General features: G+C 53.9%; 13 protein-coding genes. All 13 read right to left on the reverse strand.

Going from position 1 to position 15,035, the window contains the following annotated elements:
• Positions 1–20: 20 nt before the first annotated feature.
• Positions 21–1,445 carry a contractile injection system protein, VgrG/Pvc8 family gene (locus tag PDUR_RS20860; RefSeq protein WP_042208028.1) on the reverse strand — a complete coding sequence of 475 codons (1,425 nt, stop codon included), beginning with the start codon at positions 1,443–1,445 and terminating at the stop codon, positions 21–23.
• Positions 1,442–2,074, reverse strand: coding sequence for a hypothetical protein (locus PDUR_RS20865; RefSeq protein WP_042208029.1), 633 nt, complete (start codon positions 2,072–2,074; stop codon positions 1,442–1,444). The genes PDUR_RS20860 and PDUR_RS20865 overlap by 4 nt, the downstream gene beginning before the upstream one ends.
• A 39-nt stretch (positions 2,075–2,113) precedes the next feature.
• Positions 2,114–2,881, reverse strand: coding sequence for a hypothetical protein (locus PDUR_RS20870; RefSeq protein ID WP_042208030.1), 768 nt, complete (start codon positions 2,879–2,881; stop codon positions 2,114–2,116).
• A 136-nt stretch (positions 2,882–3,017) separates the two neighbouring features.
• A complete protein-coding gene (locus PDUR_RS20875; RefSeq protein WP_042208031.1) occupies positions 3,018–5,669 on the reverse strand; it encodes an Hsp70 family protein in 2,652 nt (883 codons plus the stop codon).
• A 41-nt stretch (positions 5,670–5,710) separates the two neighbouring features.
• Positions 5,711–6,400 (reverse strand): hypothetical protein, encoded by a 690-nt coding sequence (locus PDUR_RS20880; RefSeq protein WP_042208032.1) that lies wholly within the window; start codon positions 6,398–6,400, stop codon positions 5,711–5,713.
• A complete protein-coding gene (locus PDUR_RS20885) occupies positions 6,397–7,704 on the reverse strand; it encodes a hypothetical protein (protein ID WP_042208033.1) in 1,308 nt (435 codons plus the stop codon). Before PDUR_RS20885 ends, PDUR_RS20880 begins: the two co-directional genes overlap by 4 nt.
• A gap of 63 nt (positions 7,705–7,767) precedes the next feature.
• Positions 7,768–9,549 carry a PP2C family protein-serine/threonine phosphatase gene (locus PDUR_RS20890; RefSeq protein WP_052410331.1) on the reverse strand — a complete coding sequence of 594 codons (1,782 nt, stop codon included), beginning with the start codon at positions 9,547–9,549 and terminating at the stop codon, positions 7,768–7,770.
• 35 nt (positions 9,550–9,584) lie between these two features.
• Positions 9,585–10,451: a PP2C family protein-serine/threonine phosphatase gene (locus PDUR_RS20895; protein ID WP_042208034.1), complete on the reverse strand. Its 867-nt coding sequence runs from the start codon at positions 10,449–10,451 to the stop codon at positions 9,585–9,587.
• 74 nt (positions 10,452–10,525) lie between these two features.
• Positions 10,526–11,050, reverse strand: coding sequence for an FHA domain-containing protein (locus PDUR_RS20900; protein WP_042208035.1), 525 nt, complete (start codon positions 11,048–11,050; stop codon positions 10,526–10,528).
• An 18-nt stretch (positions 11,051–11,068) separates the two neighbouring features.
• Positions 11,069–11,680, reverse strand: coding sequence for an FHA domain-containing protein (locus tag PDUR_RS20905; RefSeq protein WP_233277414.1), 612 nt, complete (start codon positions 11,678–11,680; stop codon positions 11,069–11,071).
• A 32-nt stretch (positions 11,681–11,712) separates the two neighbouring features.
• A complete protein-coding gene (locus PDUR_RS30135; RefSeq protein WP_042208036.1) occupies positions 11,713–12,165 on the reverse strand; it encodes a DnaJ domain-containing protein in 453 nt (150 codons plus the stop codon).
• Positions 12,166–12,301: 136 nt separating this feature from the next.
• Entirely contained in the window at positions 12,302–12,727 is a 426-nt protein-coding gene (locus tag PDUR_RS20915) for a hypothetical protein (RefSeq protein WP_042208037.1), read from the reverse strand.
• Positions 12,728–12,843: 116 nt separating this feature from the next.
• The gene (locus PDUR_RS20920) at positions 12,844–15,012 is read right to left on the reverse strand and encodes a hypothetical protein (RefSeq protein WP_042208038.1); all 2,169 of its coding nucleotides are present in this window, start codon (positions 15,010–15,012) and stop codon (positions 12,844–12,846) included.
• Between the last annotated feature and the right edge of the window lie 23 nt (positions 15,013–15,035).

Genomic DNA, 15,035 nt, shown 5'->3' on the forward strand with positions numbered 1-15,035 from the left:
GATTTTGGCCGCATAGCTTCCTAATTCGTATTCAGTTCCGTCCCGACAATTTTGGTGTTGCCATTCATTAGCAGGCTGCTCTCCTTGCAGGTTAGACTGATTTCATCCTTCGCGGAAATGGCCACCTTTTGACCCGCGTCTATCGTGATGTCTTCTTTGGCGATCAGCTTGATCATCTGGCTGCTGGATATTTCAATTCCGCCGCTTTCATTCAGCCGGATGAAAATTTCCCCGTCCTTTCCGGTAATGACGATCTCTTCCGGGCCCATCATCAGTTCCTTGCCCGCAGCGGTACGGAACACTTTCATATCGGGATTACCCAACTTGTTCGTCTCTCCTTCTTCGGAATTTTGGCGAACCGAGCTGCTGGCGACGCCCTCTTCTTCCTTGCTGCTGGGAAAATACACCCGCACATGGTCGCCCACCTCCGGCATGCAGTACCAGCCGCTGCTGCCTTCAGCCGTGTACATGGAGGCATACGGGAAAGAATGCGCCCCGGACTTGCTTTGCGTTTCATCCATATATAAGTGGATTTGTACCGTATCCTTTTGGATTCCGATCACTGTCCCTTGAATGGACGCGCCGATGATCCGCTCGTTGTACAGCTTTCGCTGCCGAAGCCCCTGACGGGAACAGAGAATATAGCGATGCTTCAGCAGACCATTCTTCATCTCCGAGCGGGTGCTGCTCACATAGAGCAGACGTCCCTGGAATTCAATCGCGTTGCCGATATCCAGAATCCGGTCGGTCTCCACCTCGTAAAACATGAAATCATTTTCGCCCAGCGTGTTGCCGTCGTTGGCGGTATGGTAGTGATAGTCGGCCATTTTTTTACCAACGATGTAATGGTAGTTGTCTAATTTGCCCTTGGAAGAACTGTCGAGTACACCGAAATAAAACTTGGGGTAGCTAAAGGTGGAAGCAGGCATGAGTGATGTGTAGAAACGCGAGGCCAGACGCTTGAGGAATTCCCAATCGGTCTCCTCATATTGCATCGTAAAATTGCCGATCGACGCGCCGCCTGTGGCCTCATCCATAACATCGAATCCGGGATAGTCGGCCGCAATCAGGTCCAGCAGCTGGTCGTAGGTCATACTGTGGTTTTGGAACGAACGCTTTCTTTTTTTGACATCCAGCAGATAGGTATGGGAGACCGCCTCTACTTCCAAATAATAAACGTCGCGCAACGCCTTAATGCCCACATTCAGCACCATGCCATGAAACAGCGGAACGGCGCTGCCGTGCTCGTCCACCTGGCTGACCTCAATGGTCGTGTCGGCTTCAGTCATTTCGACATAGCTTTCTTTCTTGTCTTCCGGTACGATTCCCGTCAAGGTTAGGCGGGCGTGATCATTCATCTCTTTGCTGATAGTAAGCTCTTGGAGGCTGACAAGTTCATACGGGGCGATCCGCAGGTTTCCGTAGGTTAAAGATACGGTGCTCATTCCGTTCTTCCTCCTTTACCCGTTTCACTGGCATATAGAGAATCCAGCATGCCAAGCGCAACAGGTCTCCAAGCTTTACGTTCCCACTCGGTGCAATTGAAGGTGCAGATTAGCGCGCGCTTATCCAGGGAGATGAAAATAAGCAGGTTGTAAATATTTGTGTTCAGCGCCGGGGTCATGAACTCGAGGTAGCCGAATGTTTTCTCTTCGGTCTGCCGGATACCGTCCCCGATCCATTCGCGTATCGGCTGTGTGGAGCGGGTGATTTGGGCCAAAGCATCTTTAAATTCTTCAACATCTGCTTCATCCAGTACATTGCCCGTGTGGTTTAAGGCCAAGTTCACGCTCAGATCGTCATTGGTATAAATAAGCGGCGGTCTGCGTTCGGAGGGATATTTCAGAGCCGCTTCCCGCTGCGTCATCAGCCGGAATGTCTTGGGCATGGTCATCCTAACCCGTCCGTCAAACCATTCTTGCTCCCGGAACAGTATCTTTTCTCCCTCAATTTCGACCAATAAACCGGATAGATCGGCTTTGCCTCGAAGGGTGGTCTGCGCAGGTTGCTCAACATTCGGAACAGCATCTGTCTTATGAAGCATTGCCATGATCTTCTCATCCATCGGCTTCATCCGTATTACCTCCTTTTTGAGCGCTATTTATATAAAAAATCAATCCACCAGCATCCGCTGCGGTCCATTGCGTGCCGCTCCATAAGACCGGTGTCCGCCTTGCTCCTCAAGCACACGGACCAGCGCCTGATGCAGCTTCACAGGATCATCATCCGGAAGGGATGAACCTGAGCGGGCAGCCAAATAATGCAGTATCGCTTCCAGTTCAATCTTCTCCTCGTTCAAACACAACAGAGCAAACGAGAGATCAAGCGGATCTCTGCTGCCCTTCCCGATCAATTCTCTGGCAAAGAGCTTTAGAATGATTGGGGACAAGGTTCCTCCCCCGCAGCCTGCATGTAGGGCGCGAATGAAGTTCAACGTATTGTACTCGGTGGACAGGTCGGCGAAATCGATATATCCAGAGCGCAGAACGGCCCCTTCCTTAAGCTTGAATCTGGCCAGTTCCTGTTCGATGTCCCCGTGCTGGTTCTCCTCCAGCACAACGGTTCCGGCATGTCTGTCAAAATCGGCAGAGGATTGCCCCTCTTCAAACCGCACCTTCAGCACCATCTCCCGCCCCGTTGCCGCATAAGGAACCTCCTGCTCTTCTTCCATCAGGTACAGCCGCCCGGCGTACTTGATAATGCCTGGGGAGATGCATAGAACATCCTCCCTGACACTGACATTTGTTCCCGCTATGATTCCGTCCGAGTAATCCTGATAACGGATATCGAGGAAGGAGCGCGGATAGTCCCGCAGATTTTCCAGCATGCCCGTCTTCAGAATCCGGCCTTTCTCAAATTTCGGTACGATGTGGGTAAACAATAACACTCCGCTCCTTTCGAGTGGCATACGCCGTATCTGCGCATAGGCTGCTTACACGCACATACGCTTGCTGTAAATCATCCGCTACTTGTACGCATATGCGCCGCGTCCCTGCTTGGGCACTGCTAGACCGCCGTTACTTTGTTCCGTCAAAAAAGTCCAGTTCGGACAGATCGCTCTCAAACGCGAAGAACCGTTTCGCGCCAAGCTCCAGAATTTCATTCTGCCGCGCGACCGGCACAACGTGAAATCCCCAGCGGCTGCCTCCGGAGAGTACAAAATATTTGGTTTCACCGTTGCGGATCGAATCTGTGTCATCCTGGGGAATCCCCTCGCCGTACAGCTCCGCGATATTCTCATACGTGATTTGCCGGAACTCGTTCGGCCGGCGCTGGTATACATGACGTTGCCGGAGCGCCCCTCCGTGCGCAGTCAGGAAAAATTCCACTTCAACCGCCTGCGACGGCCGGGAAATAAAACCGCCGGAACGGCTCGGCGTCAGGCTCTCCACCAGTTCCTTCTCCTGGCCGGTATGCGTATACGCGCTGACCGTATACGGTATCACCGGAATATGATCGGTAATGAACGGCTCAATCCGCCCCATTTTCTTCGCATTGAGATAACGGATCGCCCCGCGCACGCACGCCAGCTTCAGCTCTGGCACCCTGTCCTGCTCCTCGGCCTTTTGCCGGAATTCAATGCTTCGCCCCGGAACAAATTCCTTCAAGGCTTCACGGAACACGTCAATGCGGCAGCTCTGTCCGGTCAGCTTGATGATTGAATAATCCTGCAGACGCCCATCCTGATAGAAGTCCTCCAGAAACTTACGCACAATGCCGTAAATATCCGCCTTGACCAACTGCTGGATTTCGCGGATGTTAAAGATGACATCTGGCAGACTGTACTCGTCCCGGAACCTTCCGTTCTCCACCACCGACACCATCCACCGGTTCATGACCGCAATATTTAGGTCGCTGTCGGCTGACCGCACCTGTTCCGCTTCGAAACGGCTTCGGAGAATACCGGTCCGCCGGAAAAATTCGCGCTTCATCTGCTCCGCCGCGTCCCACAGCAGATGGAAATTGCCGAGCACCCGCTGGTATTCGTCGCGGCTGGCCTGCTCGTACTGCCTGAACGCGGTCGGCAGAATCGCCTCGGCTTCACGGTAACGCCGCTCCAGCCCTGCATATACGGCCTCTACGCCGTATTCATCGACGTACCGGTATAAGTCGCCGGACGGAATGCCGATCAGGGCGTCGATGTCCGTGTCGGGGAGACGGGTCTCAGCCGCATAGTAGCCGGCGAATACGATTTTCATAAACTGCATAATCCGGTAGGTCAAATTGTTGCCGCCAAAATTGGTGTCTCCGTTCTCATACGTGGTATGGATGTCCAGTTTGTAAGCAATCCGCCCGTCCTCGATCCTGAAGCGGCATGACGACAAATCCGTTGTCCCGCCTCCGCAATCGATAACCAGCGCCTGATATTCTTTCCCGTCGGCGAATGTCCCCTTGTCCATCTGGTCGGCCAGCGTATTGTAGAGAACGGCCAGCCCTTCGTCCAGAGCATCCTTGGCTTCAATCCGGTACTCCGGCAGAATCTCGCTGAACATCTCGATAAACTGTGCCTTCAGCTTCACAGGGGAGGACAGATGCAGATGCTGAAACCGGCATTTGAACTGCTGCTCCGCTGTCCCGACTACATGCCGGATGAACGCGGCCAGTATCTCGCTGCGCGGAGCCCGCGCCGTATTCCCATCCGGGTCCATCAGCTCTTCCTGCCGCCTGTAATCATTGACCCAGCGCTTAATGCCGCGCATGACCGTGGCCCGGCTGCCGGGCACTCTGCCGCCCCGAAGCGCCTCTTCCCCGAAGGCATAGACAATATGCTGCGGAATCGCGCAATTCTCCACACTGACGGCTGTCGGCAGTACTTCGATCCACTCCCCGCCCGGTCCGTCCGCTCCCGGGAAAGAGACGTAATTGACCGCATCAAGCCGGACATGTCTGGTGCCGTTCGGATCAGGTGCAGACACGTAGGAACTGTCCAAATAAGCCCCTGCCGTTGTGTTGGAGGTGCCGAAATCAATAGCCAGCACCGCATCAGTCAGCTCGGGCCTCTGGATAATCAGCTCCGCCACGGGAATGCGGATGGCGTGCAGGGTCGACGGCAGCAGCGGCTTGTCCCCGTAGTAGGCATCGTACAAATATTCCGATTCCTGCCGCCTGAAGAACAGCAGACTGTATTGCTGGTTCGCGGTCTGCCGCAGCTCGGCCGAGCTGTGCCGGGCCAGAAAATAGACTCCCGCCTCCGTCTCATCCTTGACCAGATTCAGCACGCCGCACAGCTCCCCAAGAGCATTGACGATCAGCACATTGGATTCGGCCAGCCAATGAAGATCCGATTCCACCCGGAATCCGTCCATGCGGCCAAGCCGGATTTCCTCGTACAGCACGATTTTGGCCGGAACGCGAATATGTCCCGCTTCCTGCCGGTCAGTGCCGAGCCGCCTGTGCAGCGCCGCCTCCAGCCGCTCGAACCCTCCCGGATTCGGTCTGCCGATCAGTTGGCTGCTGTCGGCCCCCCGGAAACGCAGAATCAGCGCGATTAATTCCTCGCGTTCGAGCCGCTTAGCGAGCCCTTCCACCAGCCGCTCTTTGTCACAGATGCCCCGGAGCTGAAACGTCGTCATCTGCTCCAGCTCCGCCCGTGTAAATCTGGCTGTGAACCGGACCCCAGCGCTCTCCATGGAGTGGTTGTACAGCCGATAGGTATAAGGTCCGTTCATCCTTCACATGTCCTTTCTTCTTGTCGCAGCCGCGTTCGTTACTAATACAGCGCAATCGCGTCCATCCGCATGGTCAATTCCGTTCCCAGCACCCCGAAATGCCGGCTCCAATAAAGCTCCGTTTGAAAGCGGGGCGGCAGGAACAGCTCCAGAATCAGCTCGACGCGGATGCGGGCGGCTTCATCCTCTTCCCGTCCTACATAGATGAGCAGTTCATCCTTTTCTTCACAGTTGGCATAGATCACAGAACCGGAGAATAGACGCTTCATCATCTCCTTGAACAGATGCACAGCCTCCCCTGTTTCATACAGCCGCAAAATCCCTTCGGCCACCGTCTCCTGCTCCTCCTGCTCCAGCCTTGAGAAATACTCGCGAATTCGGCCGCCGAACAGCCCGCTGCTGATATCCCGCCGTACAAACCGGATATAATACTCCCGCCGGTTCATCCCCTGATGCAAATCGATTTCCGCCAGAAAATGCATCAAAAGATCAAACAGCGTATCCCGCAGCTCCTCGTCGCCGGTCAAATCCGGAGCGAACAAATCGCGGAAAATATCGTAAAACCGGTAGTAGGGATTGATTTCGAGCACCTGTCCGGGTGATATCGCATTCAGCTCCGGAAGACTGAGCTCCATATAAGGCGAATAGGTCTGCGCCGGCACAAAGCGGATATCGGCGGCATCGGCCTGAAGATTGCGGATTCGCATCACGACATCCCAGATGTAATTCATACCCACACCCCTTCACAGCGGTATTCGGGAAAATACATCTGCACCTCCGAGACGACGAAGCTCATCAGATCGCCGATCATAAACGGCGGGACCGATTTCGCTCCTTGAGCACCCCCCGAAGGCTTGAACCCGAGCCGCATGACCAGCTTGCCTGTTTCCGTGCGGACGTTATCGCTGACGAACGGATTGAGTGGATAGGTCAGCGGCAAAGCTTGTCGCCCGTCCGGTTCAATAATCTCGACACCTTCCAGCTCCAACACTTCGGCAGCTTCAAAAGAGTGAACAATGCGCGCGATCTCCGCCCTGGCGCGCACCACCATCGCCTGCTTGCGGGCATACCTCTCGGTAAAGCTGTCCCGCCGGCGGTTCGATACCAGCTTATACAGCTGCCGTCCGAGCCGGATCTCTACCGGCTTTGTGACTTTCAGCACCTCCCACATGCCTGCTTTCTCGCGCGGAGTCACAACGGTCAGCTCGTGCTCGGAGCGCTTGATATAGCGTATTTCCCCTTCCCCGGCGGCGCGGACCAAATAACCGTGCTCCACACCGGTTTTGCGCAGGGGCAGCACATGCTCATAATTCACCCGGTCAATGGCCGGGACGGGAAAGCCGCTGTTCTTCAGCGACAGCCGCTCCACATTCCAAAGAGGGATCACCCCCTGACGGCTGTAAGCGTCGAATTCCTCCAGTGAAACCGTAATCTCCCGGATCTCCTCATGCGGTCCGGGCTCTCCTTCGCCTCCGGTCAGCAGCACATCGACGAATTTATACGCGTAAGGATGATTCACCGTCTTCCACGGAATTCCGTTGTCCAGAAACACCTGATATAATTTTTCAATTTCATGGATATACCTCTTGTCCTGTCTCAACCGGATATCAATCCGGTAAGAGCCGGCATCCGTAACGACCTGACCATGAAAGACGCGTCCGCTCTGGATGAGCCGCTGCACCTCACCGGTCTCTATTTCCAGAAACAGCCCGAACAGTTTCAACTCGCCGCCTTCGCGAATAATCGAAGCGACGCTGCTCATATCCACCGTGCTGTCCGTATGATCCGACGGCAGCATCGGATACAGGAACTCATGAATCGGGTCGAAATCCTCCCGGGAACACATGGAGACGAAGATATCGTACCGTTGTCCGTCATCCTCCAATTCATGGAAGACGCGCTGCTCCAGCTTGCGTGTCATTTCTTCCTGATATTCCACCAGATTCAGGAACACACCGGTCATGAGATTTTTCAAAATCTGCCGCTGCTGCAGATCCTCCATCCTGCCCAGCCGGTCCTGTACAAGCTCCTTCATCCCCCTCAGCTCCTCTCCCTTAAGTTCGCTGCTCCTTGCGCTGCTGCCACCCTATAAGTTCCTCTAAGCTCCTCCCGCAGCATCGCCAGTCTCCGCTGCATCCTTAGCCGCATCCGGCGCAGGCTGCCCAGATGCAGGCTGCCCGGAAGCTGCCTGCCCGGATGTCTTGCTCGGAGCCTCATTTACTTCTGCAGCCTGTTCGGCCGCAGCTTGCTCTGCCGCAGCCTGCTCTGCAACCGCCTCCTCCGCCGCAGCCTGGTCTGCGGCTTCCTGCTCCTTGGCAAGCGTGGCCGCTTCCGCCTGCTGTTTGGCGATTTTCTTATCCTCAATCTTCGAAATAGTGCGCTCCACGGCCACTACGCTCTCCAGTTTGCCTATTGCCTGATAGATTTCCTCTGCATCGTTGTAGGCATCAATCGCTCCGTCGAAATCCTCTGCTTCCAGCAAGCGTTTTCCCCGGGCTTCCAATTGTCCGGCACGGATCTCCTGAATCTCCCGCTTCAAAGCCGCGATCTTGTCCTGGGTCTCCTGTTTCTTCTTGGTAATGATCTCGATCGCCGCATCATAACCGGCTTCCGTTGCCGCCGTATTCGCCTTGTTGTATAACGTCAGCGCACCCATATAATCCTGACCTTGAAATTTCAGATCCGCTGTATCCATCTGCTTCCGGATGGCGGCGTAGTCATCCAGACTTTCAAGCTTGTGCTCAATATCGTCGCTGTCCGAGGGCAGGTAGACCTTCGCCGCTTTTAATGCCTTTTCATAGCTGACTTTCGCATTCTCAAAATCACCCTTATCTACGTATCCGTCGCCGTCAACCATTGCCTGGGAAATGTTCTGTTTGTTTACGTACAGCTTTTTGCTGATTTTGTCATTCGCTTTAGTGGCCGCATTTTTGGCTTCACTGTACGCTTTCAGAGATTTTTCGAAATCGCCCATATGTGCGTAGTCATCACCTTGATTTCCGTATTGAATCATATCTTCAATCGCCTCGGCCTTTTTTTGCGCCGCTTTCGCCGCGTAGATCCATGCACCGCCGCCCGCCAGCATCAGCGCCAGCGCCCCAATGACGATCCGCTTGATCAACTTGCGGCGGTTCTTCGGCTTTTCTTGAAAAATCTTATCTATGTACACCGCTGCCGCCGTGTAATTCGGCACCGTCCGCAGTTGGCGGCTGAGCAGCACCTCTTCCAGCGTGTCGGTCAGCGCATTCGGGTCCTTCGCCTCTTCCAGCGCGCCCAGCATTTCCGCCAGTTCGACGTTTCCCCACATACCGGGGGTGGCAAGCAGCAGAACGTCCCCGTCGGCCAACAGGGTTTTCTTGGATAAGAAGCTCCGGCTTTTTCCCGGTTTGCCAAGGTACTCAAGAAGGTTCCCGCGCTCTTCATGCAAGGTTGCCGCTTCCTCCGGGATGCGCCCTTCATCCGCCATCGCCTGGGCCAAGCTGTGATCCCTGCTACGAAAATTCAGCCTGCCTCCGCGAAAGTGGTACAGCCTGACATTCCCGCACGAAGCGTATACCATGCGCGTATAGTCCGTGACGACCGCCAGCAGACTGGCTTTCAGCCGAACGCGGCGGCTCTCGAATTGCAGCCATTCCTGCGCATCCCGCAGACCTTCCTTCAAACGCCGCTTTGACATAAACGGCTTTTCCATGAAGTTCTCCAGCACGGCCTTTGCCGCCATCTCGGCGCTCCTCACCTCCTGGTCGGTATCGAGTCCGTGGGCCAGTACATAGCAAGCCATATCATCCGTCTCCATATAAGCGAAATAATCGCGGTTGTCGATATGGGAACCTGCTTCTGATACGAAGCCGGTCACGAACTGGCTGTTCTCCTTACGCATGCTTACCTTCCCCTTTACATTTCTCCCCCCGAACTTCAGCAGGCGTCCTCCCGCAGAATCACTACGGTGGCGTTATCCTGACCGCGCAGCCCTTTCGCCTCAATGGCGTCAATGATGTCTTCCGCCATATCCTGAGGCGTTTTCTGCTGCAGCAGAATTTGTTCAAGCTCAATTTCTGTCAGCGCTTCGTGCACACCGTCGCTTGCGAGCAGGACCAGATCATCCGCCCGAAGCGGCACCGGGTCCTCTCCAATCTCCATCCGCTCGAATCCCTCGTAGCCGAGATAATTCGTCAACTGGCGGCGGACCGGGCTGGACACGGCCTCCTCGCGGGACATTTCCCCGGTCAGCACCTTTTCCTCCAGCAGCGTTTCCGCCGTATGCTTCGAATTCACCGGCACGAACTCTCCGTTGCGAAAAAGGGTGATCAGGCTGTCGCCTACAGCGCCATAATGCAGCTTGCCGCCTGTGATTACAGCCGCTGCCAGCGTCGTTCCTCCACCCTGCCCGTTCAGATTTTGCAGTATTTCGCGATTGCTCTTCTGCGCAGCCCTGGCGAAGTATTCTTCCAGTTCGTCTGCCCGCTCCACTTTGGCGAATTCTCTTGTAAATGTTGTCACCGCCAAAGTGCTGGACATCCGCCCGTTCTGCAGGCCGCTGATCCCGTCGGCGACCACAGCCAGCGTCCCGACAGGCGTCGTCATGCTGGCGAAATAATCGTCCTGCTCCGCTCTGCGTCCAATAGTCTGTCCGTTGCCGATCCGGATGGCTCCGGCCTTCCCCAGCCGCCGCCGGGGCGCAATCGGCGCTATGAATCCAAAGCGGATAATAAGCAGTGCAATAATGATGCAGACCGCTATAGCCACAACAATATAAAAATCAACTGCATTCTCATAGTTCACTCTTTTCACCTCAAAAGTCAGGCTTGCAATTAACGCGCAGCATCCATCTGGCCCTGCGATTTCAGCCGGGTGAACTATCCGTTGTTCTCCCACTCAAAGTGCGGCCCGCACAGCGGAGTAAAGATAAACTTGCTTCTCCCAAGCTGAATGACGTCGTACGCGTTGAGCTCCACCGGGGAATATACCGCTTCATTGTTATGATAAGCCAGCCCCGATGCGTCTCCGGGCAGCAGAAAAAAGTTGCGCTTTTTCGGATCATATACAATAACGGCATGATTCCGGCGCGACACGGTGTTATCCCCGATAATACGGATATGCATTTCTTCTGCGCGCCCGATAAAGTTCTTCTCGGCCATGATCCGGTAGTCCTGACCCATCTGAGCCCCTTCAATGCACACCAGCCAGCCGGTTACCGGATGAATGCCGGTAGTCTCTCCCAGATACGGCATCGTCTTGTCTTCTTCCGCAGTAAGCGGAGTCTGGCGCGCGGCCGGATCGCCCGCCGGCGCGGCTTGCACCACCGAGTGGCAATAAGGACATGTATTTCCATGCTTGCGTGTACTGAACATGTGTCCGTTCGGGCATCTTGTCAAACTCATCGTATGTACTCTTCCCCCTTATTTCACCAGCAATCTTGTATTGGCGATATATAGCAGATCCCCCGGGCCTATCCTATGAGGCTCTCCGCTCTCCAGCTTGTCAACGGCGCTTTTCTTCGCCGCGCGCAGTCCGGTTCCGCTTCTGGAATCGACATCCTCCACGTACCATTCGCTGCCTACCCGGTTAAGGACCGCATGCTCCGCGCTGATCAGCGAAGCATACTCGCTGTTCGCCAGATCGATATCCGCCTCCTGGCGGGCATTTGTCTTCCCGATCAGCAGCGAAATCTCTCCTTTGATGTACCACTCTTTCAATGGATCGCCGTCGTCATCAAGCAGAACAAGCTTAATTACCTCTTGCACCGGAGGATGCGCCGCCTGCTGAACGCGCGGCTTCTTGTTCGTCACCGTCTTGACAGCATCTGCAGCTTCGCCGCCCCTCTCTACTGTCACCCGGCGTCTGCCAAAATAGAGATACAGCAGGAAGCAGACCGCAATCCCTGCAACCACTCCGGCCTTCAACGGATAAAAGCCGGATCTGCGGAATACATATATGGCAGTGGCCGCAATCACTCCCCAAATGATGACGTCCAGTATGAACAGGCATATGATCCTGAACGGTTTGGCCAAGCCAATCTCTCCTTTGCCCCGGTAATCCGCTGTTATTTACGGAATCCGAAAAATTGATTGAACAGTCCGTCGGCATTCACTGGCTCTCCGGCTTTCTTGCCGGACGCTCCCGGTGTCCCCTTTCCGGTCTTCGGGTGAAAGCCGAAGAATCTCTCAAATTCCTTCGCCATGGCAGCCGGGTCAGAAGCTGTAAAAGATTTCCGCTCCGCGTGCCCGGCCCGGTCGCCGCCGCTGCGGGTCCGGCCGCCTTCCGCCTGCTTCCCTTCTTTCCTGCCCTGCCGCATCCTGACATCGTATGCCTGCCGCGAGGCTTCGCTGCGCAGCGTTTCATAAGCCTCATGAATCTGCTTAAACTTCTGCGCCGCTTCCTTGCTTCCCTGATTCGTATCCGGATGATATTTTTTGGCGAGCTTGCGGTAAGCCCGCTTGATCTCTGCTTCCGAAGCATCCCGGCCGACATCGAGCAGTTCATAGAAATCCGCCATGCTTGTCTCTCCCCTTCATTTCTTGCGCGGATTAGGAAGCCCGCATTTCCCATTCTGAGGTGGGGAATACGGGCTTCTGGTAAGACAACCCTATCCGCTCTGCCCTAAGGCATCAGCTGTATAACGGAATGTAAGATTATACCGCGTAGCCGCCGTCGATCTTTGCCAGCTCGGTCTTGTCTTTTTTCTGTTTTACGAAGATAGAGAATGTACCCACTCCTTCGGTGTCGCCGAAGCTTTCGTTGTAATCTACAACAAAAGCGTTAGGGAAGGAAATTTTGCGCACAACCTGATCGGCTGAGATAACTTCCAGAGTAAGCTTGCGGTAGCAATCCGCTTTCTCGGCGGGTACAAGCGACCAAAGCGCCAGCTTCATGGTGTCGTCTGCTTTGTCTCCATCCGTTGCGGTAATAATTTTGCCGCTGATACGCAGCGTCGAGCCTACGTCTGTGGAGCGGGCGTTGGAATCATCCGGTGTGTCTGTGTCGTATACGACCTTTTGAATATTGTCCATGCCCACTTCAATCGTTTCTTGTCCTTCAATTGTCAGTCTGAATCCCATCTGTGTTTCCTCCTTAGAATAAAGTTTGATTTCCGGGAAGCTTTCGCTTGGCCGGGATTTATGTATAAAGGCGAATCGGTTAAGAAACGCCTTTACCAACTTTTTCACAGCGCCCATCACGCTTTCACAGGGCTGGTTCCCTTGGTAATCATGACTTCAAGGTTCTTGACATTGCCGTTGAAGACCAGATCGATATGGCACAGGTTGTTCTTCTCATCAATCACATAACTGATGTCATCCCCGTCCTGAATGATCGAGTTGATATATCCTCTGGTGCCGATCCATTTGCTCTTCTGGCTGCTCGGGTTGTTGCTAAAGAAACGGACAATGTTCTCATGCTTGAAATCTCCGGTCTGGTAACGGAGAATCCGCTCGATATACGTGCTGACCAGCGTCTTGTAGACGGAATCGAATCCGTCCTCCGACAGCGCCATGCTTCTGGCTTTGTATACCGTAATCCGGCGGATGTCTTTATCCTGCAGCTGCGCGTTTTCCGATGAGAACACGAACCCGAAGTTTTTCCGGTTGATCGCATCCTTGATGTTGTTCGTAAAGCCGGTGATCTCTTTGGCCATGGTCGTCACCGTGCGCAGACTGTTGTCTCCTGCTTCAATGTCGAAGCGGGCTCCCGGGAAGTCCTTGTTGACCGTCTTGAACGTTTCCCGCAGATACTCCGGACATTGATATGCGGCAACGAGTCCCGCGGCCACATAAGCAGCTCCGACATACACGCCTTCAATCCACAATTTCAGGATGTCTTCCTTCTCCTTGGAGAGCTCTACGCCATTTTCGGTTTGCAGCATCTTGCTGTCGATGATTACGCCCGATTTCTCTTTCGGAATAATGGTGAAATTCGGAACACAAGGAACGGCAAATTCACTGTATTCCTTGCGGACCAGCGGGGCGCATTTGTCGATATACTTATCGATGCCCGCCGTCGCCATGCTGTTGAAAGTCGTATCTTCGCTGGATTCGAAATTGAAGAAGATTTGAATTTTGTAATCCTTGACCACCTGAAGCAGCATGGACAGCGATTCCATCGTGTATCCGTCGTGCTTTACAATCTTCTCATTGCCTCTGAAGCGTTCGCGCGATACTTTGACTTTCCCTGCAGTTTCCAGTTCAACCGACGGCACAATGCCGAACCAGATCGTGTCGCTGAAATCATTCTTCGAGTTGACGGTGTTAAGGAAAGTCTCCAGACGCGGGATGTTGCTGCTCTTCACGAGCATATCCAGCTTGCTGTTGGCAATCAGCATCGTCGGCAGCATGCCTTTGTTCTTGGTGGCGTACTGGTCGAAGAACAGTTTGACGCCGATAATTTTCTCGACAAGCGGCTTGACGGTTTTAACGAAATCATCCTTGGCATTCTTATAAAATTCCAAATAGGTATTGTAGTTCTGTACCTCCAGCTCCGTGTTCACTTCCGTATGCACGGCAGGGAGCGGTACGAAGGTACGGACAACAAGATCCTTCACGTAATTGGACGGACTCTCCGTAATGGAGTCATAGTCCTCCCCAAAGACGTCCGATAAATCACCTGCCCCGTTCTCATCCAGCAGTATCAGCTCTGTGCTGTCGCTTTTCGGCGCTTCAATAATCTTGAGCTCGCCGCCCTCGCCGATGGTCAGCATGCCGATCTGAACGGCTTCTCCCGCATTCTCTTCCTGTGCTCCGCCAAGCAGAAGCCGGGTCTTGATATCCTCGATAGCCAGCGGCAGCATGGCCATGACATTGTTGTAGTTTCGGCTCGCTTCTTCGAACATTGCGTTCAGCTTGTCACCCATATCAAGTTTCTTGGGGTCGCCTTCATCCAGTTGGTCATATTGCCCATACAAATAATGAATTTCTTTGCGCACTTGGCGGATATCATCCATCACTTTTTTGGGCGAAATCATATCAAGCAGATTCTCGAATTTAAAATCGACGTTCGTGATACCTTGGCTGCGTTTCGTATCAATCAGCGTAAACAGCATTTTCAGAAAATCGTTATTCTGATCTACCCGGATCTCCGAAATCATCTCGTCGGGAATGCCATCCGGCTTGCGCAGCGTATACATCACCTTCTGGTTGGCCGCGTTAAAAAACGAGTATACTGTCGGGGTAAATTTGTCCAGAAATTCTTCGAAGCTGCGGACCAGCAGCTGTTGATTAATCTCTTTAATCCGGTCGTCGCTTAAACTGTCGATCCCTTTGACATCACCTACGATGGTAATCAGGTCAAGCTTTTCTGGATTAATCTCCTCAAAAAGAATGGTGCGGTTCGTTTGGTTGATAATCTCCATTCATGTTCGGCAGCTCAATTGCC

The organism is Paenibacillus durus, from assembly GCF_000756615.1.
GTDB lineage: Bacteria > Bacillota > Bacilli > Paenibacillales > Paenibacillaceae > Paenibacillus_AQ > Paenibacillus_AQ durus.